Annotated in this window: 19 protein-coding genes and 1 other RNA gene; 14 read left to right on the top strand and 6 right to left on the bottom strand. The window is 73.5% G+C overall.

Annotated features, from left to right (window positions below):
• The coding region (locus tag ACZ4M3_RS13920; RefSeq protein ID WP_467732174.1) for an FHA domain-containing protein at nucleotides 1-1,077 on the bottom strand (1,077 nt) is incomplete at its 3' end.
• A 444-nt stretch (nucleotides 1,078-1,521) separates the two neighbouring features.
• Between ACZ4M3_RS13920 and ACZ4M3_RS13915 the strand changes: the two genes are divergently transcribed.
• Together ACZ4M3_RS13915 and ACZ4M3_RS13910 are read left to right on the top strand one after the other, a co-directional pair.
• Complete coding sequence (locus ACZ4M3_RS13915) at nucleotides 1,522-3,234, top strand: serine/threonine-protein kinase (protein ID WP_467732172.1); 1,713 nt, start codon at nucleotides 1,522-1,524, stop codon at nucleotides 3,232-3,234.
• A gap of 167 nt (nucleotides 3,235-3,401) precedes the next feature.
• Nucleotides 3,402-4,658 carry a serine/threonine-protein kinase gene (locus ACZ4M3_RS13910; protein ID WP_467732170.1) on the top strand — a complete coding sequence of 419 codons (1,257 nt, stop codon included), beginning with the start codon at nucleotides 3,402-3,404 and terminating at the stop codon, nucleotides 4,656-4,658.
• A 6-nt stretch (nucleotides 4,659-4,664) separates the two neighbouring features.
• Here ACZ4M3_RS13910 and ACZ4M3_RS13905 read toward each other — a convergent pair whose 3' ends face one another.
• On the bottom strand, nucleotides 4,665-5,705 hold the full coding sequence (locus tag ACZ4M3_RS13905) for an isopenicillin N synthase family dioxygenase (RefSeq protein WP_467732168.1): 1,041 nt from the start codon (nucleotides 5,703-5,705) through the stop codon (nucleotides 4,665-4,667).
• Between the two features lie 320 nt (nucleotides 5,706-6,025).
• On the opposite strand from ACZ4M3_RS13905, the gene prfB reads away from it, so the two are divergent.
• Nucleotides 6,026-7,135: a peptide chain release factor 2 gene (gene prfB / locus ACZ4M3_RS13900; RefSeq protein ID WP_190182675.1), complete on the top strand. Its 1,110-nt coding sequence runs from the start codon at nucleotides 6,026-6,028 to the stop codon at nucleotides 7,133-7,135.
• Between the two features lie 99 nt (nucleotides 7,136-7,234).
• Here the strand turns inward: prfB and ACZ4M3_RS13895 are convergent, their stop codons facing one another.
• Nucleotides 7,235-7,423 carry a hypothetical protein gene (locus ACZ4M3_RS13895; RefSeq protein WP_453357429.1) on the bottom strand — a complete coding sequence of 63 codons (189 nt, stop codon included), beginning with the start codon at nucleotides 7,421-7,423 and terminating at the stop codon, nucleotides 7,235-7,237.
• Between the two features lie 222 nt (nucleotides 7,424-7,645).
• Here ACZ4M3_RS13895 and ftsE point away from each other — a divergent pair, with 222 nt between their 5' ends.
• The 5 genes from ftsE (at nucleotide 7,646) to ssrA (ending at nucleotide 11,550) form a co-directional block, all read left to right on the top strand.
• A complete protein-coding gene (gene ftsE, locus ACZ4M3_RS13890) occupies nucleotides 7,646-8,335 on the top strand; it encodes a cell division ATP-binding protein FtsE (RefSeq protein ID WP_467732166.1) in 690 nt (229 codons plus the stop codon).
• Between the two features lie 9 nt (nucleotides 8,336-8,344).
• Complete coding sequence (gene ftsX / locus ACZ4M3_RS13885; RefSeq protein WP_467732164.1) at nucleotides 8,345-9,307, top strand: permease-like cell division protein FtsX; 963 nt, start codon at nucleotides 8,345-8,347, stop codon at nucleotides 9,305-9,307.
• 67 nt (nucleotides 9,308-9,374) lie between these two features.
• Nucleotides 9,375-10,547 (top strand): S41 family peptidase, encoded by a 1,173-nt coding sequence (locus ACZ4M3_RS13880; RefSeq protein ID WP_467732162.1) that lies wholly within the window; start codon nucleotides 9,375-9,377, stop codon nucleotides 10,545-10,547.
• 18 nt (nucleotides 10,548-10,565) lie between these two features.
• The gene (gene smpB, locus ACZ4M3_RS13875; RefSeq protein ID WP_361137760.1) at nucleotides 10,566-11,051 is read left to right on the top strand and encodes an SsrA-binding protein SmpB; all 486 of its coding nucleotides are present in this window, start codon (nucleotides 10,566-10,568) and stop codon (nucleotides 11,049-11,051) included.
• A gap of 110 nt (nucleotides 11,052-11,161) precedes the next feature.
• Nucleotides 11,162-11,550: a transfer-messenger RNA gene (gene ssrA, locus ACZ4M3_RS13870) on the top strand.
• Between the two features lie 85 nt (nucleotides 11,551-11,635).
• On the opposite strand, the gene ACZ4M3_RS13865 is transcribed toward ssrA, so the two are convergent.
• The 3 genes from ACZ4M3_RS13865 to ACZ4M3_RS13855 form a co-directional block, all read right to left on the bottom strand.
• On the bottom strand, nucleotides 11,636-11,893 hold the full coding sequence (locus tag ACZ4M3_RS13865) for a Txe/YoeB family addiction module toxin (protein WP_467732160.1): 258 nt from the start codon (nucleotides 11,891-11,893) through the stop codon (nucleotides 11,636-11,638).
• Entirely contained in the window at nucleotides 11,890-12,165 is a 276-nt protein-coding gene (locus tag ACZ4M3_RS13860) for a type II toxin-antitoxin system Phd/YefM family antitoxin (RefSeq protein ID WP_467732158.1), read from the bottom strand. The genes ACZ4M3_RS13865 and ACZ4M3_RS13860 overlap by 4 nt, the downstream gene beginning before the upstream one ends.
• Before the next feature lie 64 nt (nucleotides 12,166-12,229).
• Entirely contained in the window at nucleotides 12,230-13,489 is a 1,260-nt protein-coding gene (locus ACZ4M3_RS13855) for an MFS transporter (RefSeq protein WP_467732156.1), read from the bottom strand.
• Between the two features lie 84 nt (nucleotides 13,490-13,573).
• Here ACZ4M3_RS13855 and ACZ4M3_RS13850 point away from each other — a divergent pair, with 84 nt between their 5' ends.
• From ACZ4M3_RS13850 to ACZ4M3_RS13825, 6 genes are all read left to right on the top strand, one after another.
• Entirely contained in the window at nucleotides 13,574-14,539 is a 966-nt protein-coding gene (locus ACZ4M3_RS13850; protein WP_467732154.1) for a LysR family transcriptional regulator, read from the top strand.
• Between the two features lie 97 nt (nucleotides 14,540-14,636).
• Nucleotides 14,637-16,010, top strand: coding sequence for an MFS transporter (locus ACZ4M3_RS13845; RefSeq protein WP_467732152.1), 1,374 nt, complete (start codon nucleotides 14,637-14,639; stop codon nucleotides 16,008-16,010).
• A 114-nt stretch (nucleotides 16,011-16,124) separates the two neighbouring features.
• Nucleotides 16,125-17,297, top strand: coding sequence for a uroporphyrinogen-III synthase (locus ACZ4M3_RS13840; RefSeq protein ID WP_467732150.1), 1,173 nt, complete (start codon nucleotides 16,125-16,127; stop codon nucleotides 17,295-17,297).
• A gap of 394 nt (nucleotides 17,298-17,691) precedes the next feature.
• Nucleotides 17,692-18,210, top strand: a complete 519-nt coding sequence (locus tag ACZ4M3_RS13835; RefSeq protein ID WP_467732263.1) for a GNAT family N-acetyltransferase — start codon at nucleotides 17,692-17,694, stop codon at nucleotides 18,208-18,210.
• Between the two features lie 103 nt (nucleotides 18,211-18,313).
• Complete coding sequence (locus tag ACZ4M3_RS13830; RefSeq protein WP_467732148.1) at nucleotides 18,314-18,883, top strand: CGNR zinc finger domain-containing protein; 570 nt, start codon at nucleotides 18,314-18,316, stop codon at nucleotides 18,881-18,883.
• Nucleotides 18,884-19,016: 133 nt separating this feature from the next.
• Nucleotides 19,017-21,344 carry a HelD family protein gene (locus ACZ4M3_RS13825; protein WP_467732146.1) on the top strand — a complete coding sequence of 776 codons (2,328 nt, stop codon included), beginning with the start codon at nucleotides 19,017-19,019 and terminating at the stop codon, nucleotides 21,342-21,344.
• Nucleotides 21,345-21,569 lie beyond the last annotated feature (225 nt).

Raw genomic sequence — 21,569 nt, 5'->3', positions numbered from 1 at the left:
GCCGTACGTGTCCGGGCCGGGGGCGGCCGAGGCCGGTCGGGCTGCGCCGGGTTCGTCGTAGCGGCTGGCCGCCCCCGCGCCTGGGGTGTTCTGGCCGGGCGAGCCCGCCCGCGCCGCGTCCGGGGCGCCGTACGTGTCCGGGCCGGGGGCGGCCGAGGCCGGTCGGGCTGCGCCGGGTTCGTCGTAGCGGCTGGCCGCCCCCGCGCCTGGGGTGTTCTGGCCGTGCGAGCCCGCCGGGGCCGCGTCCGGAGCGCCGTACGCGCCCGGGCCGGGGGTGCGGTGGTCGTGCGGAGCCGGCCCGGCCGCCTCCGGGGCGCCGTACGCGCCCGTGTCGGGTTCGTCGTGGCGGCCGGTGGCCCCCGCGCCGGGGGCGCTCGGAGCGCGGGCCGCGCCCGGGGCGAGCCGGGCGCCGTCGGAGACGCCCGGCAGGGCCAGGTGTCCCTCCATGTCCGGCGTCAGCGGCAGGATCGACTCCGTGCCCCCCGCCGCCAGCCGGAGCGTCGATTCGCCGATGCGCAGCAGCGCCCCCGGGGGCAGCGGTACCGGCCGGGTCCCCACCGGGGCGCCGTCCAGCGTCGTGCCGTTCGTCGAGCCGAGGTCGGCCACCGTCACGTGCCCGTCCGCCCGCACCGTCACCGCGCAGTGCAGCCGCGACACGTCCGGGTCGTCCAGCGGTACGTCCGCGTCCGACGAGCGCCCGATCCGGACCGCTCCCGGGTGCAGCAGGTGTACCCCGCCCGCGTCCGGACCGGCCACCACCCGCAGTTGCGGCGCGTCCAGGCCCTCCTCGGGCAGCGCCGGCACGACGTCGGCCACCGGCATGTGCAGCGCCAGCACGGCCCCGTCCACCAGCGGCGGTTCGCCCAGGATCCGGCGCTGCGGGTCGAGCCGCTCGGCGCCCGCGTACAGCACCACCGTGCCCCCCGTGTCCGGGCCGCCCACGGTCGCCGCGAGCGCCGAGGCCACCGCGGCCAGCGCGGTACCGGCGGGCGCGGTGACGAGCACGTCACAGCCGGCGGGCGCGGTCGCGGTCTGGTGGCCGCTGCGCGACCCGAGGACGGTCAGCCGGATCTGCATCGCCGTCAGCGGTCCCTTCTGCGCGGAGCGCAGTGCACGGTGCGCGCGCCCGGGAGGGGGAACGGCCGGGCGAGCCCGCCCGATCACCCCCCGCCCGGCACGGACGCGTCGTCCGGTCAGGTCTGCCGGAAGGCAGGGCTCCCGTCCCGGCCTTCCGTACGGGTGCATCCTCGCACCTGTCACCGACAACACGCCCGGACCCCGGCAATAAATGATCTTGATTGATCATCGCCCCGCGTGCTCATCGCACACATACGGTCAACGGCCTGCTGAAAATCGCCTCCGGCATACCCCGCAAACCTCACCCTTCGCACATATGTGCGGCAACCAACCTCCGCCGCCCGGCGTCTTCCCCCGGGACACCCCCTAGAGTGGGCCGGAAAACTCAGCTCGGAATCATCCGAAACCAGACGACAGAAACACGACAGCAGGGGAGCGCGAGACGTGCGGCCAGTGGGCAGCAAGTACCTGCTTGAGGAGCCCCTCGGGCGCGGCGCCACGGGTACCGTCTGGCGGGCCCGCCAGAGGGAGACCGCCGGCGCGGAGGCGGCCGTCGCCGGGCAGCCCGGCGAGACCGTGGCCATCAAGGTCCTCAAGGAGGAGCTGGCCCAGGACCCGGACATCGTCATGCGCTTCCTGCGCGAGCGCTCCGTCCTGCTGCGCCTGACGCACCCCAACATCGTCCGCACGCGCGACCTCGTCGTCGAAGGCGACCTGCTGGCCCTGGTCATGGACCTGATCGACGGTCCGGACCTGCACCGGTACATCCGCGAGAACGGCCCGTTCAGCCCCGTCGCCGCGAGCCTGCTGACCGCCCAGATCGCGGACGCCCTCGCCGCCAGCCACGCCGACGGCGTCGTGCACCGGGACCTGAAGCCCGCCAACGTCCTGCTCGACGAGCGCCACGGCCAGATGAAGCCGATGCTCACGGACTTCGGCATCGCCCGCCTCGCCGACTCGCCCGGCCTGACCCGCACGCACGAGTTCGTCGGTACGCCCGCCTACGTCGCGCCCGAGTCCGCCGAGGGCCGCCCGCAGACCTCCGCCGTCGACATCTACGGGGCCGGGATTCTGCTCTACGAGCTGGTCACCGGGCGCCCGCCGTTCGCCGGGGGCTCGGCGCTCGAAGTGCTCCACCGCCACCTCAGCGAGGAGCCGCAGCGCCCGCCGAGCCTGCCCGAGCCGGTCTGGACGGTGATCCAGCACTGCCTGCGCAAGGAGCCGGACGAGCGCCCCAGCGCCGAGAGCCTGGCGCGCGGCCTGCGCGTGGTCGCCTCCGGCATCGGCGTGCACTCCTCGCCCGCCGAGGTGGAGGCCGCGCTCGGGGTCGGCGCCCTGCTCGCGCCCGACCCCTCGCCCGCGCCCGTAGCGGCGACGCCGGGGTCCGCGGACCCGACCCAGGTGCTGCCCGCGGGCGCGTCCGCCCCGCTGGGCGCCTACGACCCCAACGCCATGACCAGCGTGCTGCCGCCGGTCGGCGGGGTCGACGCGACGACCGTGCTGCCGAGCACCGGGGCGCCGGCCGCCGACCCGACGTCCGTCATGCCGCCGGTGGAGCGGCCGGACCAGCCGCACCCCTGGCAGTCCCAGATGCAGGCCGCCCGGGACCGCAACGAGCAGACGCAGGTGCAGTACCTCAGCCCCGACGAGGACCCGCTGCGCCGCCGCCCGCAGCGGCAGGCGCCCCCGCCGCCGCAGCAGCCCCCGTACCGGCAGCAGCCGCCGCAGCAGTACCAGCAGCCGCAGCAGTACCAGCCGCAGCCGCCCCAGTACCAGCAGCCTCCCCAGTACCAGCCCCAGCAGCCGCAGTACCGGCAGCCGCAGCAGCCCCAGCCTCCGCAGCAGCAACCCCAGTACCGGCAGCAGCCGGTCCGCCCCCAGGCCCCGCCGCCGCAGTCGCCGGCCCCCCGGGAGCCGCGCGAGCCGCGCCGCCGCAGCGCCAACCCGGTCCGGATCCCCGGGCTCGGCTGCCTCAAGGGCTGCCTGGTGATGATCCTGCTGTTCTTCGTGGCGGGCTGGCTGGTGTGGGAGCTGACCCCGCTCCAGGAGTGGGTCGGCACCGGCAAGGGCTGGTGGGACCAGCTGTGGACCTGGGGCCGGGACGCCTCCGACTGGATCTCCGGCCTCGGCGACTCCGTCGGCGGCAGCGGTTCCTGAGCCACCGTCACGACCGGTCCGGTGCTGACTTCGTGGATTTGTCGACTTCTGGGACGTGTTTTCGCCCGCAGAAGTGAAGGTCGCCGCGAATCGGACCCCCTACTGGCCTAAAACCCGCACCCGGCCGCGTAGCTTTGGTGCGTACGCCAGCCGCTGAGGGAGCAGTCGTGGCACGGAAGATCGGCAGCCGGTACACCGCGCACCAGATCCTTGGGCGCGGCAGCGCGGGCACGGTGTGGCTGGGCGAGGGGCCGGACGGGCCCGTCGCCGTCAAACTCCTGCGCGAGGACCTCGCGTCCGACCAGGAGCTGGTCGGACGCTTCGTCCAGGAGCGCAGCGCCCTGCTCGGCCTGGACCACCCGCACGTCGTCTCTGTCCGCGACCTCGTCGTGGACGGAGACGACCTCGCCCTCGTCATGGACCTCGTCCGGGGTACGGACCTGCGCACGCGCCTCGACCGCGAGCGGCGGTTGGCCCCCGAGGCGGCCGTGGCCATCGTCGCGGACGTGGCCGATGCCCTGGCGGCCGCCCACGCGGCGGGCGTGGTGCACCGTGACGTCAAGCCCGAGAACGTCCTGCTGGACATGCAGGGCCCGCTCGGCCCGGGCGGCGCGCATCCCGCGCTGCTGACCGACTTCGGCGTCGCCAAGCTGATCGACTCCCCGAGGCGGGCGGGGGCGGGCCGGTCCGCCGCGCCCAGCACCCGCATCATCGGCACGCCGGACTACCTGGCCCCGGAGATCGTGGAGGGGCTGCCCCCGCGGGCGGCGGTCGACATATACGCGCTGGCCACCGTGCTGTACGAGCTGCTGGCCGGGTTCACCCCGTTCGGCGGCGGCCACCCCGGCGCGGTGCTGCGGCGGCACGTCACCGAGACGGTGGTCCCGCTGCCCGGGATCCCGGACGAGCTGTGGCAGCTGATGGTGCAGTGCCTGGCAAAGGCCCCGGCCTCGCGGCTGCGGGCCTCCGAGCTGTCCGCCCGGCTGCGCGACCTGCTGCCGCTGCTGGCCGGGATGCCGCCGCTGGACGTGGACGAGCCGGACGACGCGGACCCGGAGCCGGCGGAGGCCGAGGAGGCGCTCCCCGCCGACCTGACCCGCAGGCGCGGCGTGGTGCCGCTGGTGCCCGGCTCGGCCACCGACTCGAACCGGGACACGCACACCTCGATGCGGGTGCCGGGCCCGGACGAGCTGGCGGGGGGCGCGCTGGGCACCGCCCGGGTCCCGCGCCCGGCCGGCGGCCACCGGCCCGGCTCCGCGCGGCACCGGGCCGAGGCGGTGCGCAGGCGCCGGCTGATGCTGTCGGTGTCGGCGGTCACGCTGGCCGCGGCCGTCGGCGTCGGCACCTGGTTCGCGGTGTCGGGCGGTTCCGACGGCGCCCCGGCCAACAAGGACGCCGAACACTCCGCCCCGGCCCGCCCCTGACCGGCCCTACGCCGGGACCAGCTCCGGGTGCCAGCGGCGGGCCACCTCGGGGTGGGCGCGGACCCAGCCCTTGAGCTCGTTGCGGCCGTACTCGGCGTGCAGCGGGTTCGACGCGTCGTGCGCCACGCCCGGCGCCGCACGCAGGTAGTCGCCCGGCACCGTCTCCACCACCGCGTCCAGCCGCGGGTTGTAGAAGAACGGCACCGAGAACCGCTCCACCGCCCCCGGCGGGCTCACCACCCGGTGGTCGGTGGCCGTCAGGTAGCCCTCCGTCGCGATCTCCAGCAGCTCGCCCAGGTTGACGACGAACGCCCCCGGCCGCGGCGGGATGTCCACGTACCCCCCGTCCCGCACCACCTGGAGCCCGCCCACCGAGTCCTGGAGCAGCAGCGTCAGGAAGCCGTAGTCCTTGTGCGCGCCGACCCCCTGGTCCGCGCCCGAAGGGGCCGATCCGGGGTAGCGGATCAGTTTCGTGTGCAGGTGCGGCCGCTCGGCGAAGGCGGCGTCGAAGAAGTCCGGCGGAGCGCCGATCGAGGCCAGCAGCTCCCGCAGGAGCCGGTGCGCGACGGAAGCGAGCCGCGCCTGCCAGTCCAGCACCACCTCGCGCAGCTCCGGCAGCGCCGCGGGCCACTGGTTGGGCCCCTCCAGCCACAGGTACGCCGGGTCGTCCGGCCGCAGCTCCGGCGCGGGCCGCTCCGCGCCGACGTCCAGCTGGTCCCGCCAGTCGGAGGAGCCGCCGGTCAGCTCGTGCCCGATCCGGGTGTAGCCGCGGAAGTGGGGCGAGTTCAGGTTGCTGACGGCCAGCCGGTCGGCCTCGGGGAGCTCGAAGAAGGCCCGGGTCAGCTCCAGGATGCGGGCGGTTTCCGCCTCGGATATGCCGTGCCCGGTCAGGTACAGGAACCCGGTGTCGCGGGCGGCGGCGTGCAGCTGCTTGAGGAAGTCGGCGCGCTCGGCGGGGTCGTCCGCCCGGGACAGGTCGATGACCGCGAGCGAGGGGACGGCCGAGTCGAGCGGAGAGGAGGAGGCAGAAGGGTGCGCGGACGGCATGACGGCTCCGTTTCGGATGTCACGGGGTCCTGTTCCCCGGAGGTGGCGGGGGCAGCGGGTGCGGAAAGGCCGTCGGCAGGGGGTGGCGCCGGGGAGGCCGCGTAGCCGCGTACAGGACCGAAGTCGGATCGGGTTTGATCAGGCTTGTGCGAGGTCCGGCGGCAGACAGCTCGTGGTGGTGACACGCATGTGATCCACATGGCGGCGCTTCACGAGTAGAACGGTCATACGGTGAGCGTACGCCCGTACCCGCCTTGATCTGTACGGGCCGGACCGGCCTGGCCGGAGAGTGCCGCCGGATGACCGGCTACGCTGGACCCGTGGCAGTCGTCGATGTTTCCGAAGAGCTGAAGTCCCTCTCCTCGACCATGGGGTCGATCGAGGCCGTCCTGGACCTCGACAAGCTGAGGGCAGATATCGCCGTGCTCGAGGAGCAGGCAGCCGCGCCGTCCCTGTGGGACGACCCGGAGGCCGCCCAGAAGATCACGAGCAAGCTTTCGCACCTCCAGGCCGAGGTCCGCAAGACCGAGACCCTGCGCGGGCGCATCGACGACCTCTCGGTGCTCTTCGAGCTCGCCCAGGAGATGGACGACGCGGACACCCTCGCGGAGGCGGAGGCCGAGCTGGTCTCCGTGCGCAAGGCGCTGGACGAGATGGAGGTCCGGACCCTGCTCTCCGGCGAGTACGCCGAGCGCGAGGCCCTGGTCAACATCCGCGCCGAGGCCGGCGGCGTCGACGCCTCCGACTTCGCCGAGCGCCTCCAGCGCATGTACCTGCGCTGGGCGGAGCGGCACGGGTACCCCACCGAGGTGTACGAGACCTCGTACGCGGAAGAGGCCGGCATCAAGTCGACCACCTTCGTGGTCAAGGCCCCGTACGCCTACGGCACCCTCTCCGTCGAGCAGGGCACCCACCGCCTCGTGCGGATCTCGCCCTTCGACAACCAGGGCCGCCGCCAGACCTCCTTCGCGGGCGTCGAGGTGCTGCCGGTCGTCGAGTCCAGCGACCACGTCGAGATCGACGAGGGCGAGCTGCGCATCGACGTGTACCGCGCCTCCGGCCCCGGTGGCCAGGGCGTCAACACGACCGACTCGGCGGTGCGCATCACCCACCTCCCGACCGGCATCGTGGTCTCCTGCCAGAACGAGCGTTCGCAGATCCAGAACAAGGCCAGCGCGATGAACGTGCTCCAGGCCAAGCTGCTGGAGCGGCGCCGCCAGGAGGAGCAGGCCAAGATGGACGCCCTCAAGGACGGCGGCAGCTCCTGGGGCAACCAGATGCGGTCCTACGTCCTGCACCCGTACCAGATGGTCAAGGACCTGCGGACGGAGTTCGAGGTCGGCAACCCGCAGGCGGTGCTCGACGGCGAGATCGACGGCTTCCTGGAGGCCGGCATCCGCTGGCGCAAGCAGCAGGAGCAGACCGCGTAACCCACCCGGACACGGCGCGGGCCCGGACACCAGAAGGTGTCCGGGCCCGCGCCGTTTCGCGAGGGTCGCAGACGTCTGCGATCGGGACGCGGCGGAGGACTACGCGGTCCGGGCCACCACCGCCAGGGCGGCGACCAGCACCACCAGCAGCGCGATGAGCGCCATCGGGTTCATGCCTGCGAAGGGGCTCTCCTGCTGGAGGCGCTCCCGGTTCGCCCGGCACACAGGGCAGCGGCCCTGGCTCACGGGTGCGGCGCAGTTCGCGCACACGAGCCGGTCATATGTCATGCGCTCCTCCTCTCGTCCCCTGCTACAACGGTGCGGGGAACGAGTCCGTTCCCCCTACCACTGTGCCAGCTTCGGCGACATTCGGCGCGGCCCGTCCGGGCAATGCCTCCCCGGTGCCCCGGGCCCCAGGGACATATCGGGCAACTCCGGCTGCCGGGCCCACACCCCGCGCCCGTTCGCGTATGGTCACGCACACCTACTCCCGGCGACCGTGGTGCACCCGTGATCCGATTCGACAGTGTCTCCAAGTCCTACCCGAAGCAGAGCCGCCCCGCACTCAGAGATGTCTCGCTGGAGATCGCGAAGGGTGAGTTCGTCTTCCTCGTCGGCTCCTCCGGCTCCGGCAAGTCCACGTTCCTGCGGCTGGTGCTGCGCGAGGAGCGGGCGAGCCACGGCCAGGTGCACGTCCTGGGCAAGGACCTCGCCAAGCTCTCCAACTGGAAGGTCCCGCACATGCGGCGCCAGCTGGGCACCGTGTTCCAGGACTTCCGGCTGCTGCCCAACAAGACGGTGGCGGAGAACGTCGCCTTCGCGCAGGAGGTCATCGGCAAGCCGCGCGGCGAGATCCGCAAGGCCGTCCCGCAGGTCCTGGAGCTGGTGGGCCTGGGCGGCAAGGAGGACCGGATGCCCGGCGAGCTGTCCGGCGGCGAGCAGCAGCGCGTGGCCATCGCCCGCGCCTTCGTCAACCGCCCCGCCCTGCTGATCGCGGACGAGCCGACCGGCAACCTCGACCCGCAGACCTCCGTCGGGATCATGAAGCTGCTGGACCGGATCAACCGGACCGGCACCACGGTGATCATGGCGACGCACGACCAGCAGATCGTGGACCAGATGCGCAAGCGCGTCATCGAACTCGAACAGGGCCGTCTCGTGCGCGACCAGTCGCGCGGCGTCTACGGCTACCAGCACTGAAAGGACGCCATGCGCGCCCAGTTCGTCATGTCGGAGATCGGCGTCGGTCTCCGCCGCAATCTCACCATGACCTTCGCGGTCATCATTTCCGTGGCCCTGTCGCTGGCCCTGTTCGGTGGCTCCCTGCTGATGCGCGACCAGGTCAGCGCGATGAAGGGGTACTGGTACGACAAGGTCAACGTCACCGTCTACCTCTGCAACAAGAGCGACGCGCAGGACGCCGCCGAAGCGCAGAAGGACGCCGGGGGCGGCGGGGGCGGTGGCAGCAAGGCCTGTGCCAAGGGGGCGGTGACCCCCGAGCAGAAACAGCAGATCGAGGCCGACCTCAAGAAGATGGACCTCGTGCAGAGCGTCACGTACGAGTCCTCGGACGAGGCGTACAAGCACTACAAGGAGCGGTACGGACAGACCGCGCTGGCCTCGGTCGTCACCCCCGACCAGATGCCGGACTCCTTCCGGATCAAGCTGAAGAACCCGGAGAAGTACCAGGTCATCACCTCCGCGTTCGCCGGCCGGGACGGCGTGCAGTCGGTGGCCGACCAGAGCTCCGAGGTGGACAACCTGTTCAGCCTCCTGGGCACCCTCAACATCGCGGCGCTCGGCATCATGCTGATCATGCTGATCGTGGCGCTGCTGCTGATCGTCAACACGGTGCGCGTCTCGGCGTTCAGCCGTCGGCGGGAGACCGGGATCATGCGGCTGGTGGGCGCCTCCGGCTTCTACATCCAGGTCCCCTTCATCATGGAGGCGGCCGTCGCCGGCGTGATCGGCGCGGGGCTCGCCTGCGTGATGCTGGGCCTCGTGCAGTACTTCGTGATCGACCACGGCGTGGACCTGCGGCACAAGCTCGAACTGATCAACTTCATCGGCTGGGACTCCGTCCTCACCAAGCTGCCGCTGGTGCTGGTCGTGGGCCTGCTGATGCCCTCGCTGGCGGCCTTCGTCGCGTTGCGCAAGTACCTCAAGGTGTGACGAGCGCCCCGCGTGAGGTGCGCTCAACGCGGCGTGCGCACCCGGGCCTTGTCCTAGACTCGGCGCCATGCCGGGTCCCCCCGCCCACTGTCTCCGGCCCCGCGACCTGCGTCGCGGGGCCGCTTTGACGTTGGTATTCCTCGCGGCCGTCACCGCGGCAGCCGGCGTCGGCTGCTGGGGTGCGGACGACGCGTCCCCCCGGTCGACGGGGGCGGTGGCGGCCGAAGCGCCCCGCACGGCGGGCACCGCCGACCGGGACGCCGTGGCCCGGGCCGTCGCCGAGGCCGTGGCCGAGGGCAAGTCCGGCAAGCGGGCCGCCGAGGAGGAGGTCAGCCGCAGCGGCGACCGCTGGGGCGCCGTCTACGACCCGGCCGAGTACGCCGCCTTCGCCGACGACCTCGACGGCCACTGGACCGGCGTCGGAGTGTGGGCCCGGCGCGGCCGCGACGGCCGGATCGAGGTCGACCGGGTCCAGCCCGGGAGCCCCGCCGCGCGGGCCGGGCTGCGCGCCGGGGACCGGCTGCTGAGCGTGGACGGCCAGGACGTCACGGGCCGCCCCGTCGCCGACGTGGTGGCGATGCTGCGCGGCGGGGCCGGGACCCGGGTCGTGCTGGACCTGAGCCGGGACGGCGCGGTCCGTACCGAGACGGTCCGCCGCGAGCGGCTGAGCGCCGACCCGGTGACCGTACGGCGGCTCGCGGACGGCACCACCGTCGTCAAGGTCGCCTCCTTCACCCGGGGCGCGGGCGACCGCGTCCGGGAGGCGGTCCGTGCGGCCCCGCCCGGCGCGGGCCTGCTGCTGGACCTGCGCGGAAACCCGGGCGGGCTGGTCGCCGAGGCCGTGACGGCCGCCTCCGCGTTCCTCGACGGGGGGCTCGTGGCGACGTACGACGTACGGGGCTCCGAGCGCGCCCTGTACGCCGAGCCGGGCGGCGACACCGCGCGGCCGCTGGTGGCCCTGGTCGACGGGGGCACGATGAGCGCGGCCGAGCTCCTCACCGGAGCCCTCAAGGACCGCGGCCGTGCGGTCACGGTCGGCACCCGCACCTTCGGCAAGGGCGCGGTGCAGATGCCGACGCAGCTTCCGGACGGCTCGGTGGCGGAGCTGACGGTGGGCACGTACCGCACCCCGGAGGGCCGCAGCATCGACGGGCGCGGCATCGAGCCCGACCTGACGGCGGCCGACGGGGCCGAAGAGCGGGCCCTGCGGGTATTGGGTGGCCTCGGGGTGGGTCCGTAGTGCGAAAATGACCGCACTATGGCAAAGGAAAAAGGGCGGAAGCTGATCGCCCAGAACAAGAAGGCGCGGCACGACTACACGATCCTCGACACCTACGAGTGCGGTCTCGTGCTCACCGGCACCGAGGTCAAGTCCCTGCGCCAGGGCCGGGCCTCCCTCGTCGACGGCTTCGTGTCGGTGGAGGGCAACGAGGCCTGGCTGTACAACGTGCACGTGCCGGAGTACAGCCAGGGGACGTGGACCAACCACAGCGCCCGGCGCAAGCGCAAGCTCCTGATGCACCGGGAGGAGATCGACAAGCTGGAGCGCAAGGCGGACGAGTCCGGCCACACGATCGTGCCGCTGACGCTGTACTTCAAGGACGGCCGGGCCAAGATCGAGATCGCGCTGGCGAAGGGCAAGAAGGAGTACGACAAGCGCCAGACGCTGCGCGAGAAGCAGGACACCCGCGAGACGAACCGGGCGATCTCGGCGATCCGCCGCAAGCAGCGCGGCACGGTGTAGCCCGCGCGGCGGGCCCGCGGTTAATCACCTGGCATCCCGTGGTCCACTTCGCGTACCATGGGGTTCAGCACCGCACCGCCCCCGGGTGGCGCGGTTTGTCAAAAAAACATGGGGATGATCGGTTTCGACAGCGGATGTCGATGCAGGGGAAGCGAGCCGAGGAAGCGGCAATGATCTCGTAAACCCTATGTCGCAAAAAATAATCGCCAACACCAAGAGCGATAACTCCCGCTTCACCCTCGCTGCCTAATAACAGTGAGCTGAAGCCTCTGTGAGGAGCGTCAGCCCGGAAGTGGTCCCGGTCCGGATCCTGGCGTCAACTAGGGATCTAAACCTCTAGCCCCGGTCACGGGGGCCTGAGGGAAATCAAACAGTGACTGAGCCCGTCGGAGACTTGTCCGTGTGATCTCCGGGGCCGAGAAAAGCGCAGCGGACTGCGCTCGGAGAAGCCCTGCTTCTGCACCGTTGGACGCGGGTTCGATTCCCGCCATCTCCACTCATCCCATGTGGGCGAAGGCCCCGCAGTCCTCGGACTGCGGGGCCTTCGTCATGCCCGGGCGGCGGGGCGGCCGCTCCCCGCAGCGTCAGTAGTGGTAGCGGGCCTTGAGGATCTTTACTTCCTTGTCGTCGGCGCGGTACACCAGACGGTGTTCGTCGTCGATCCGGCGGGACCAGTAGCCCGAAAGGTCGCCTTTCAAGGGCTCGGGTTTGCCGATGCCGGTGAACGGGTCCCGCTGGATCTCCCCGACGAGGCGGGTGATCCGGCGGGCCATCTTCCGGTCGGCGGCCAGCCGGAAGAGAAAGTCCTCCCAGGCGTCGGCGTCGAAGTGGATGCTCCTCACTCCTCGCCCCCGGCCAGTTCGCGCAGCTCGTCCATCGTTTTGGCGACGACGGGGGCCGCTGCCCGGTCGCGTGCGACGGCTTCCATCAGGCGCTGGGCGTTGGCCGGCGAGCGCAGGAGGTAGACGGTCTCCTGCCAGGAGTCGTAGTCGTCGGCGGACATGAGGACGGCGTCCCCGTGCCGAGAGGTGATGCGCACCGGGTCGTGATCGGTGTTCACGCGCTCGATGAGCGGGAAGAGGCTCGCGCGGGCTTCGCTGGCGCTCATCGACATGGTCCACACTCCAGTTCACTCGTACCGGATTACCGTACAGCCTACGTACCGAAAAGCGGTACGACTAGTGCGGCCGCCGACGGCGGGCCGCGAGGAGGAGGGCGAGCAGGGCGGCGGCCGCCGGGAGGGCGTAGGCGGTCGGGGTGGAGAGGTGGTCGATCAGCTGGCCGGCGGTGGCCGAGCCGATGGAGATGCCGGCGAGGATCGCGGTCACGGCGACCGTCATGCCCTCGTTGAGGCGGCCGGGCGGGGTGACGGCCTGGACCCGGGACATCGCCGTCACCATCGTCGGGGCCGTCGCCATGCCGGCCAGCAGCAGCGCCGCCGCCAGCAGCGGCAGCGAGCCCGTCGTGGCCGCCGCCCAGGGCAGCGTCATCGCCCCGGCCAGCGCCACCAGGCAGGTGGTCAGGCTCCGCGGGCGCAGGGCGCCGTAGCGCAGGCCCGCCGCGCAGGAACCCAGTGCCTGGAGGGCCAGGACCGGCCCGGAGGCGGCGCCGAGGCCCAGGGCGCCGAGGTGGGCGATCGAGGTGACCTCCATCGCCCCGAACATCGCGCCGAGGGACAGGAACACCGGCAGCAGCGGGGCCACCGCGCGCAGCGCCGAGCCGCGCGGGCGCAGCGCGGCCACCGGGGGCTCGGTGGCGCGCCGGGACGTGAAGAGCAGCATCCCCGTGAGCAGCAGGACGGCCGCCGTGAGGGTGCCGGCCTCGGGGAAGACGGCCGAGCAGAGGAAGGCCGCCACGACCGGGCCCAGCATGAAGCACAGCTCGTCGGCGGCCTGTTCGAAGGACATCGCCGTGTGCAGCGCGGCGCGGGAGCCGCGCAGCAGGTGGGTCCAGCGGGCCCGGGACATGCCGCCGGTGTTCGGCGTGGTGGCGGTCGCCGCGTACGAGGCGAACAGGGTCCACGCCGGGGCGTGGGTACGGACGCTCAGCACCAGTGCGAGCGAGCCGAGGACCGCGATCAGCGTGGCCGGGACGGCGATCCGGGCCTGGCCGTGGCGGTCGATCAGCCGGGCCGTCCAGGGCGCGACCAGCGCGGTGGCCGCCATCCCGGTCGCGGTGACGGCGCCGGCCAGCGCGTACGAACCCCGCTGGCCGGCGATCATCATCACCGCGCTGATCCCGAACATCCCCATGGGGAGCCGGGCGAGCAGGTTCCCGGCGGTGAACGCGCGCGCCCCGGGCACGGCGAACAGGCTCCGGTACGGGCCGGGCTCCCGGGCCGGCCGGTGCGAGGGGCGCGTCGAGAGCGGTGCGGCATGCACGAGGGTGGAGCCCGAGACGGTCATGAGGGGGCTGCGGGACGGGGTGGCGTACGGCATGGGAACAGGCTCGGGCCGGCCGGCCGCCGCGGTCCAACACCTGTTCCGGGGCCATTCACCGGCTTCCGTTGTTAGTCTCCCGGGGTGATCCCCCGCGATGTGGAACCCCGGCTGCTGCGCGGCTTCGTGGCCGTCGCCGAAGAGCGCCACTTCACCCGCGCCGCGGCCCGCCTGTACGTCGCTCAGCAGGCGCTGAGCCGGGACGTACGGCGGCTCGAACAGCACCTCGGGACCACCCTGTTCCTGCGCACCACCCGCGCCGTGGAACTCACCGCGGACGGGGAGCGGCTGCTGGCCCCCGCCCGCAAGGTGCTCGCCGCGCACGAGGAGCTGGCCGCCGCCTTCGCCGGCCCCCGGGCCCTGCTCGTCGACCTGAACACCGACGGCCCGAGCACCGCCCGCACCGTGCTGGAACACGCCCGCGAACTCGCCCCCGGCTGCGAGCTGATGGCCCGCTTCGAAAGCGGGCTCACGCACGCCGCCGCCGAGATCGCCGCCGGGCGCCTGGACGTGTCCTTCGGATACGCCGCCGGCCTGGCCCCCGCGCTGCGCGCCCGCCTCGCGCACCGGCCCGTACGGTACGAGCCGCTCGCCGTGCTGCTGCCCGAGGGACACGCGCTGGCCGCGCGCGCCGACGTACCGCTCGCGGCGCTGGCCGGGGAGACCGTGTACGCCGGGGCCGGGAACCCGCGGACCCTGGAGTGGACCGGCCTCGCGTGCGAGCTCTTCGCCGGGCGGGGCATCGCGCTGGCCCCGCCCGCGCCGGTGGCCGTCGGGAAGGACGAGTTCCGCCGGGTCATGGCCAAGACCCGCAACCCGGTCCTGGCCACCGTCGACTTCCCCGACCTGCCCGGCTGCGTGAAACGGCCGCTGGTCGACCCGGTGCCGCTGTCCCCGCTGTCGATGGTGTGGCGCAAGGGGCTGGCCCACCCCGGTCTCGACGCCCTGCACCAGGCCGCCGCCACCGGCGCGGCCGCCCGCGGATGGCTGGACGTGCCCCCCGGCGCCTGGCGCCCGGCCGCGCTCACAGACCCGCCCGGCGGCGGGTGAGAGCAAGGTTTCCCGGCGGTCACCGGCCGGGGACCGGCGCCGAAACGCGCCGTTCCTACGGTCGTCACCACGGACGCGACAGCTGTGGAGGCGTGTGATGACCACCGGTACGACCGCACCGCGCGAGAGGGGCCGCTGGATCGAGCGGTGGGACCCCGAGGACGAGACGTTCTGGCAGCAGACCGGGGCGAAGACCGCCAAGCGGAACCTGCTGTACTCCGTGTTCTCCGAGCACATCGGGTTCTCCGTCTGGTCGCTCTGGTCCGTGATGGTGCTCTTCATGGGACCCGGCTACGGGATCGACCCCGCCGGGAAGTTCTTCCTCATCGCGACCGCCACCGCCGTCGGGGCCCTGGTCCGCATCCCGTACACCTTCGCCGTCGCCCGCTTCGGCGGCCGGAACTGGACCGTCGTCAGCGCCCTGCTGCTCCTCGCGCCGACCCTGGCCGCGCTCGTGGTGATGGAACCCGGCACCCCGTACGGGGTCTTCGTCGCCGTCGCCGCCCTGACGGGCGTGGGCGGCGGGAACTTCGCCTCGTCCATGACCAACATCAACGCCTTCTTCCCGCTGCGCAAGAAGGGCTGGGCGCTCGGCCTGAACGCGGGCGGCGGCAACATCGGCGTACCGGTGGTGCAGCTCGTCGCCCTGCTGGTGATCGGGACCGCCGGCGCCGGGCACCCGCGGCTGCTGCTCGCGGCGTACGTCCCGCTGATCCTCGCCGCCGCGGCGCTGGCCCTCGTACGCATGGACAATCTGGCGCCGGTGCGCCGCGACACCGGCGCCGTACGGGACGCCGCGCGCGACCCGCACACCTGGATCATGGCGTTCCTCTACGTCGGGACCTTCGGCTCCTTCATCGGCTACGGCTTCGCCTTCGGGCTGGTGCTGCAGACCCAGTTCGGCCGGACCCCGCTCCAGGCCGCCTCGCTCACCTTCCTCGGGCCGCTCCTCGGCTCGCTGGCCCGTCCGGTGGGCGGCGCGCTCGCCGACCGGCTGGGCGGGGCGCGGATCACCCTGGCGACGTTCGTGGCGATGGCGGCGGCGACGGGCGTGGTCGTCCTCGCCTCGGTGCGCGGGTCGCTGCCGGTGTTCCTCGTCGGGTTCGTGGCCCTGTTCGCGCTGAGCGGGGTCGGCAACGGCTCCACCTACAAGATGATCCCCGGGATCTTCCAGGCGAAGGCGCTGGCCCGCGGGATGACGGGAGAGTCCGCCGCGGCCTGGGGGCGCCGGCTCTCCGGGGCGTCCATGGGCCTGATCGGGGCCGCGGGAGCGCTCGGCGGGCTCGGCATCAACCTGGTGTTCCGGCAGGCGTTCACCGACTCCGGATCGGGCACCGCCGCGTTCGTCACCTTCCTCGGTTTCTACGCGGCCTGCTGCGCGGTGACCTGGGCGGTATACCTTCGGCGGCCGGCCGCCGGGTCGGCGCCGGTGGCCGGCGCGGCGGCGGAGCAGCAGCTCACCGCGGTGTAACGGCGGTTAACGGTCGCGAAATACGGCTGAACCGAGTCCGTCACGGCGATTTGGCAGGCTCGGTTCCCGTTGAGCGGGACACGGGACGACCCACGGGCAAGGCAGGACACCACTATGGACGACGCTACGGAAACGGCCGCCGGGCCGCTGTCCGGGTTCAGGGTCGGGGTCACCGCCGCCCGGCGCGCCGACGAGCTGATCGCCCTGCTGCGCCGGCGCGGGGCGACCGTGCTGCACGCGCCGGCCCTGCGGATCGTGCCGCTGGCCGACGACGGTGAACTGATGGCCGCGACGAAGGAGTTGATCCGCCGCGTGCCGGACGTGGTCGTCGCCACCACCGCGATCGGGTTCCGCGGCTGGATCGAGGCCGCCGACGGCTGGGGGATCGGCGAGGAACTGCTGGAGCGGCTGCGCGCCACGGAGTTGCTGGCGCGCGGGCCGAAGGTCAAGGGCGCGGTGCGGGCCGCCGGGCTGGTGGAGGCCTGGTCCCCGGGGTCGGAGTCGCTCGCGGAGGTACTGGACCGGCTGCTCGCCGGAGGAGTGGCGGGCCGGCGCATCGCGCTCCAGCTGCACGGGGAGCCGCTGCCGGGGTTCGTGGAGACGCTGCGGGCGGCCGGGGCGGAGGTGGTGGTCGTGCCGGTGTACCGGTGGATGCCGCCGGAGGACCTCGGCCCGCTGGACCGGATGCTCGACGCGGTCGCCACCGGCGGGGTCGACGCCCTCGCCTTCACCTCGGCCCCGGCGGCGGCCTCGCTGCTGTCCCGGGCGGCCGAACGGGGGATGCGGGAGGCGGTGCTGGAGGGGTTGCGGGCGGACGTGCTGTCGGCGTGCGTGGGGCCGGTGACGGCACTGCCGCTCCAGGCGGAGGGGGTGGCGACGGTGCAGCCGGAGCGGTTCCGGCTCGGGCCGCTGGTGCAGCTGCTGTGCCAGGAGCTGCCGGGGCGGGCCAGGGTGCTGCCGGTGGCCGGGCACCGGCTGGAGATCCGGGGCCACGGGGTCCTCGTCGACGCGGAGCTGCGGCCGGTGCCGCCGGCCGGGATGGCGCTGCTGGGCGCGCTGGCGCGGCGGCCGGGGTGGGTCGTGGGCCGGGCGGAGCTGCTGCGGGTGCTGCCGGGGGCGGGGCGGGACGAGCACGCGGTGGAGACGGCGATGGCGCGGTTGCGGGCGGCGCTGGGGGTGCCGAGGCTGATCCAGACGGTGGTGAAGCGGGGATACCGGCTGTCGCTGGACCCGGGCGGGGACGGGTACGGGGGGCCCGTGCGGGTGCCTGTGCCGCCGGCGGTCTAGGGGGTGTCTGACGGATCAGGGCCGGATAGCCCGGGTCGGCTGGTGCCGTGGATTGCAAGGCGGAGGAGGGAGCCACTGCGGAGTATTGGTGACCGACGACAACGCGGCAAGCCGCGGTGCCAGGCGGGCCGGGCCCGGCCCTGATCCGTCAGACACCCCCTAGGGGGCTCGTCTGCGGCGCCGCGGCGCGAGCGGCCCCGGCTGCGCCGGGCTTCGGGGCTCCGCCCCGGACCCTCCCCCAGACTCCGTCCAGGGGGACCCCCACGCCCCAATCGCCGGCGCGGCCGATCGCCCCGGCGGAGCAGGAACAGTCCCGGCGGGGCTGGAACAGCGGGGGGTGGTGCGGAGCCGGGGGGCGGGTTAGCGTGCCGGGGTGGTGATCAACGGGGTGGAGATGAGGGGCGTCACGGTCGATGACGCCGCGGGACTGGCCGGGGCGCTCGCGCGGAACCGGGCCTACATGGCGCCGTTCGAGCCGCGCCGGCCCGAGGAGTACTACACCGAGGCCGGGCAGCGGGAGCGGATCGGGTCTCTGCTGGCCGACCGGGACGGTGGGCGGCTGCTGCCCTTCGTACTCGTCGCGGGCGACACGCCCGTCGGCGTCATCAACCTCGGCAGCATCGCGCTCGGCCCCTTCCGCAGCGGCGGCGTCGGCTACTGGGTGGACCGGGAGTGGACCGGCAAGGGGCTGGCCACGGCCGCCCTGGAGGAGGTCTGCCGGATCGCCCGCGACGAGGTCGGGCTGCACCGGATCGAGGCGGGCACCCTCGTCGACAACGTGGCCTCCCAACGGGTCCTCGCCAAAGCCGGCTTCGAGCAGTTCGGGCTCGCGCCGCGCTACCTGCACATCAACGGCGCCTGGCGCGACCACCGGCTGTTCCAGCGGCTGCTGCACGACGACCCGCCGGCCTGAACCCTGCCCGGGGCCACGCGAAGGAGGGTCACAGCTCTAGCCGACCGGGCGGCCGACGGGCACTCTGGGGTGGCGGCCCACGGCAACCGAGGCGGTGACCGGTATGTGGTTCGACTCCGGGCGGGTCTGCCTGGACCTGCTGGCCACGTTCGTCCCCCGGGGGGACGCCGAAGGCATCCGGGACGGCGACGAGCTGCGGCTGTGGCTCGTCGGGGCCGGGCTGGTGCCCGACCGGACCCCCCTCGGCCGGGTCGGACCCGACTGGGTCGGGGCGTTCCGGCAGCTGCGGACCGACGTGGAGAGCCTCGTACGGGCCGAGCTGCACGGTGCCGCGCCCGGCGAGGAGGCCCTGGCCCGGGTCAACGCGGCGGCCGCCGGTCCGCCCCCGGGGCTGTGTGCGGTGCGGGACCAAGAAGGGCACCTCGTGCGGGAGTTGTGCGGCGGCGTGGAGTGCGCCGGGCTGCTCGCCGCGGTCGCCCGGGACGCCGTCGAGCTGCTCACCGACCCCGGTGACCGGGCGCTGCTGCGTACCTGCGAGGGCGAGGGCTGCGCCCGCGTCTACCTCGACACCTCGCGCGGCCGCCGGCGCCGCTGGTGCTCCAGCGAGCTGTGCGGCAACCGCGAACGGGTCGCCCGCCACCGCCGGCGCGTCCTGGCGGCCGGATCCGCGTAGCGGGGACCCGGACCGCCCGCCGTTCGCGGTGATCTTCGTAGCGATCCGCGAACGGTCCCGGAACGGGCGTGCGGATCCGGCCCCGCTTCGCGTACGGTTGACGGTCGCCCATGCACGTCAGAAGGGGGCCTTGGTGGCCGCGCAGAATGCCGCTGTCGACAGCACGGCGGATTCCGTCCGCGATCGGGAGATCGCGGTCGAGCAGACGCATCTCGACCGGGTGTACCGACGCCTTGAGGAGAAGATCCACGAGGCCGAGTTCCTGATGAACGACGCCGCCAAGCGCGGGCAGGTCGGCACGCCCGGCGCGCTCGCCGAGCGCGACGCGCAGGTCTTCCGCGCCGGGATCCACCTCAACCGCCTGAACAACGAGTTCGAGGACTTCCTGTTCGGCCGCGTCGACCTGGTCCTCGGCAAGGACGGCGAACGCGGCCCCGACGGGGCGTACACCTCCGTCGAGCCCGCCGACGACGCCATCCGCGCCGATCTCACCGCCGACATCGCCGAGACCCTGCACATCGGGCGCATCGGTGTGCTCGACTCCGACTACGCGCCGCTGGTGATCGACTGGCGGGCCCCGGCGGCCGCGCCGTTCTACCGGTCCACGCCGAAGGACCCGGGCCGGGTCGTGCGCCGCCGCGTGATCCGCTCCAAGGGCCGCAAGGTGCTCGGCGTCGAAGACGACCTGATGCGCCCCGAGGTCACCGCCTTCCTCGACGGGCAGGAGCTGCCGGTCATCGGCGACGGCGCCCTGATGGCCGCGCTCGGACGGGCCCGTACGCACTCCATGCGGGACATCGTCTCCTCCATCCAGGCCGAGCAGGACCTGGTGATCCGGGCGCCCGCCGCGTCGGTCGCGGAGGTGGCGGGCGGTCCCGGCACCGGGAAGACGGCGGTGGCCCTGCACCGCGCCGCCTACCTCCTGTACCAGGACCGGCGGCGCTACTCCGGCGGCATCCTCATCGTCTCGCCGACGCCGCTGCTCGTCGCGTACACCGAAGGCGTGCTGCCCTCCCTCGGCGAGGAGGGGCAGGTCGCCATCCGGGCGCTGGGCTCGCTCGTCGACGGGGCCGAAGCGACCACGTACGACGAGCCCGCCGTGGCCCGCGTCAAGGGCTCGTCCAGGATGCTGAAGGTGCTGCGCAAGGCCGTACGGGGGGCCCTGGAGCTCGGCGGCGCCGGTGGCAGCGCCCCGGACCGGCTGCGGGTCGTGGCCTTCGGGCGGCGCCAGGAGCTGGAGGCGGGTGAACTGAACCGGATCCGGCAGAACGTCCTGGGCGGCACCGCGCCGGTCAACCTGCTGCGTCCGCGCGCCCGCAAGCTGCTGCTGGACGCCCTGTACGCGAAGTCCGGCGCCAACGGGCGGCACAGCGACCCGGAGCTGGCCGCCGAGCTGAGGTCGGCCTTCGACGAGGACATCTCCTCCGAAGACGCCTTCATCGACTTCCTGAACGCCTGGTGGCCCGAGCTGACCCCGCGCGGGGTGCTGGCCGCGATGGCCGACGAGCGCAAGCTCGGCCGCTGGTCGCGGCGGGACCTGAACCCGCGCGAGGCCCGCCTGCTGGCGCGTTCGCTGCGCCGGCTCGGCCCGGACGGCAAGGGGCCGCTGTCGGTGCACGACGTGGCGCTGCTGGACGAGCTCCAGCAGCTGCTGGGCGCACCCGCGCGGCCGCGCCGCAAGCGGGACCTGGACCCGCTGGACCAGCTCAGCGGGCTGGAGGAACTGATGCCGGTCCGCGAGGAGACCCAGTGGGAGCGGGCGGAGCGGATCGCGGCGGAGCGCACCGAGTACGCGCACGTCATCGTGGACGAGGCGCAGGACCTGACGCCGATGCAGTGGCGGATGGTGGGCCGCCGGGGCCGGCACGGCACCTGGACGGTGGTCGGCGACCCGGCCCAGTCCTCCTGGACGGACCCGCAGGAGGCGGCCGCGGCGCGGGACGAGGCGCTGGGCACCCGGCCGCGGCGGAAGTTCACGCTGACCGTGAACTACCGCAACCCGGCGGAGGTCGCGGAGGTCGCCTCCCGCGTGCTGCGGCGGGCGATGCCCGGGATGGAACCGCCGCGGGCGGTCCGCTCGACGGGCCTGGAGCCCCGCTTCACGGCCGCCGAGGGCGACCTGGGGCAGGCGGTGCGGGAGGAGACCCGGCGGCTGCTGGAGCAGGTGGACGGCACGGTCGGCGTGGTCGTGGCCATGGACCGGCGCGCGGAGGCCGCCGGATGGCTGGGGGACCTGGGCGGCCGGGCGGTGGCACTGGGCAGCCTGGAGGCGAAGGGGCTGGAGTACGACGCCACGGTGGTCGTCTCCCCGGCGGAGATCGCCGAGGAGTCGCCGGCCGGGCTGCGGGTGCTGTACGTGGCGCTGACCCGGGCGACGCAGCAGCTGACGGTGGTCTCCACCGCGCGGGACGCCCCCGACGCCGCGGGCGTGCCCGCGCTGCTGGCCCCGGACGCCGGGTGACGACCGGCCCGCTGGGCCGGATGGCCCGCGGCCAGGGGTGTGGCGGCGGGGACAACCCCCGGGGAGGGGGATCGCTTTCGGCGATCCTTTGTTAGCCTGGTTACGACACCGGCTCGATCCAAGCCCCCGGGCCCAACCTTCGTCGCCTAGAGCGACCACTTGCCGCGAGGCGAGCATGGCGGGTCGGTGTTTCAGCTTGAAGACAGGTCTGCCCCTCCGCCGTCG

The sequence above is a fragment of the Streptomyces sp. NPDC026522 genome (assembly GCF_055567555.1).
This window is presented reverse-complemented; position numbering and strand designations above follow the sequence as displayed.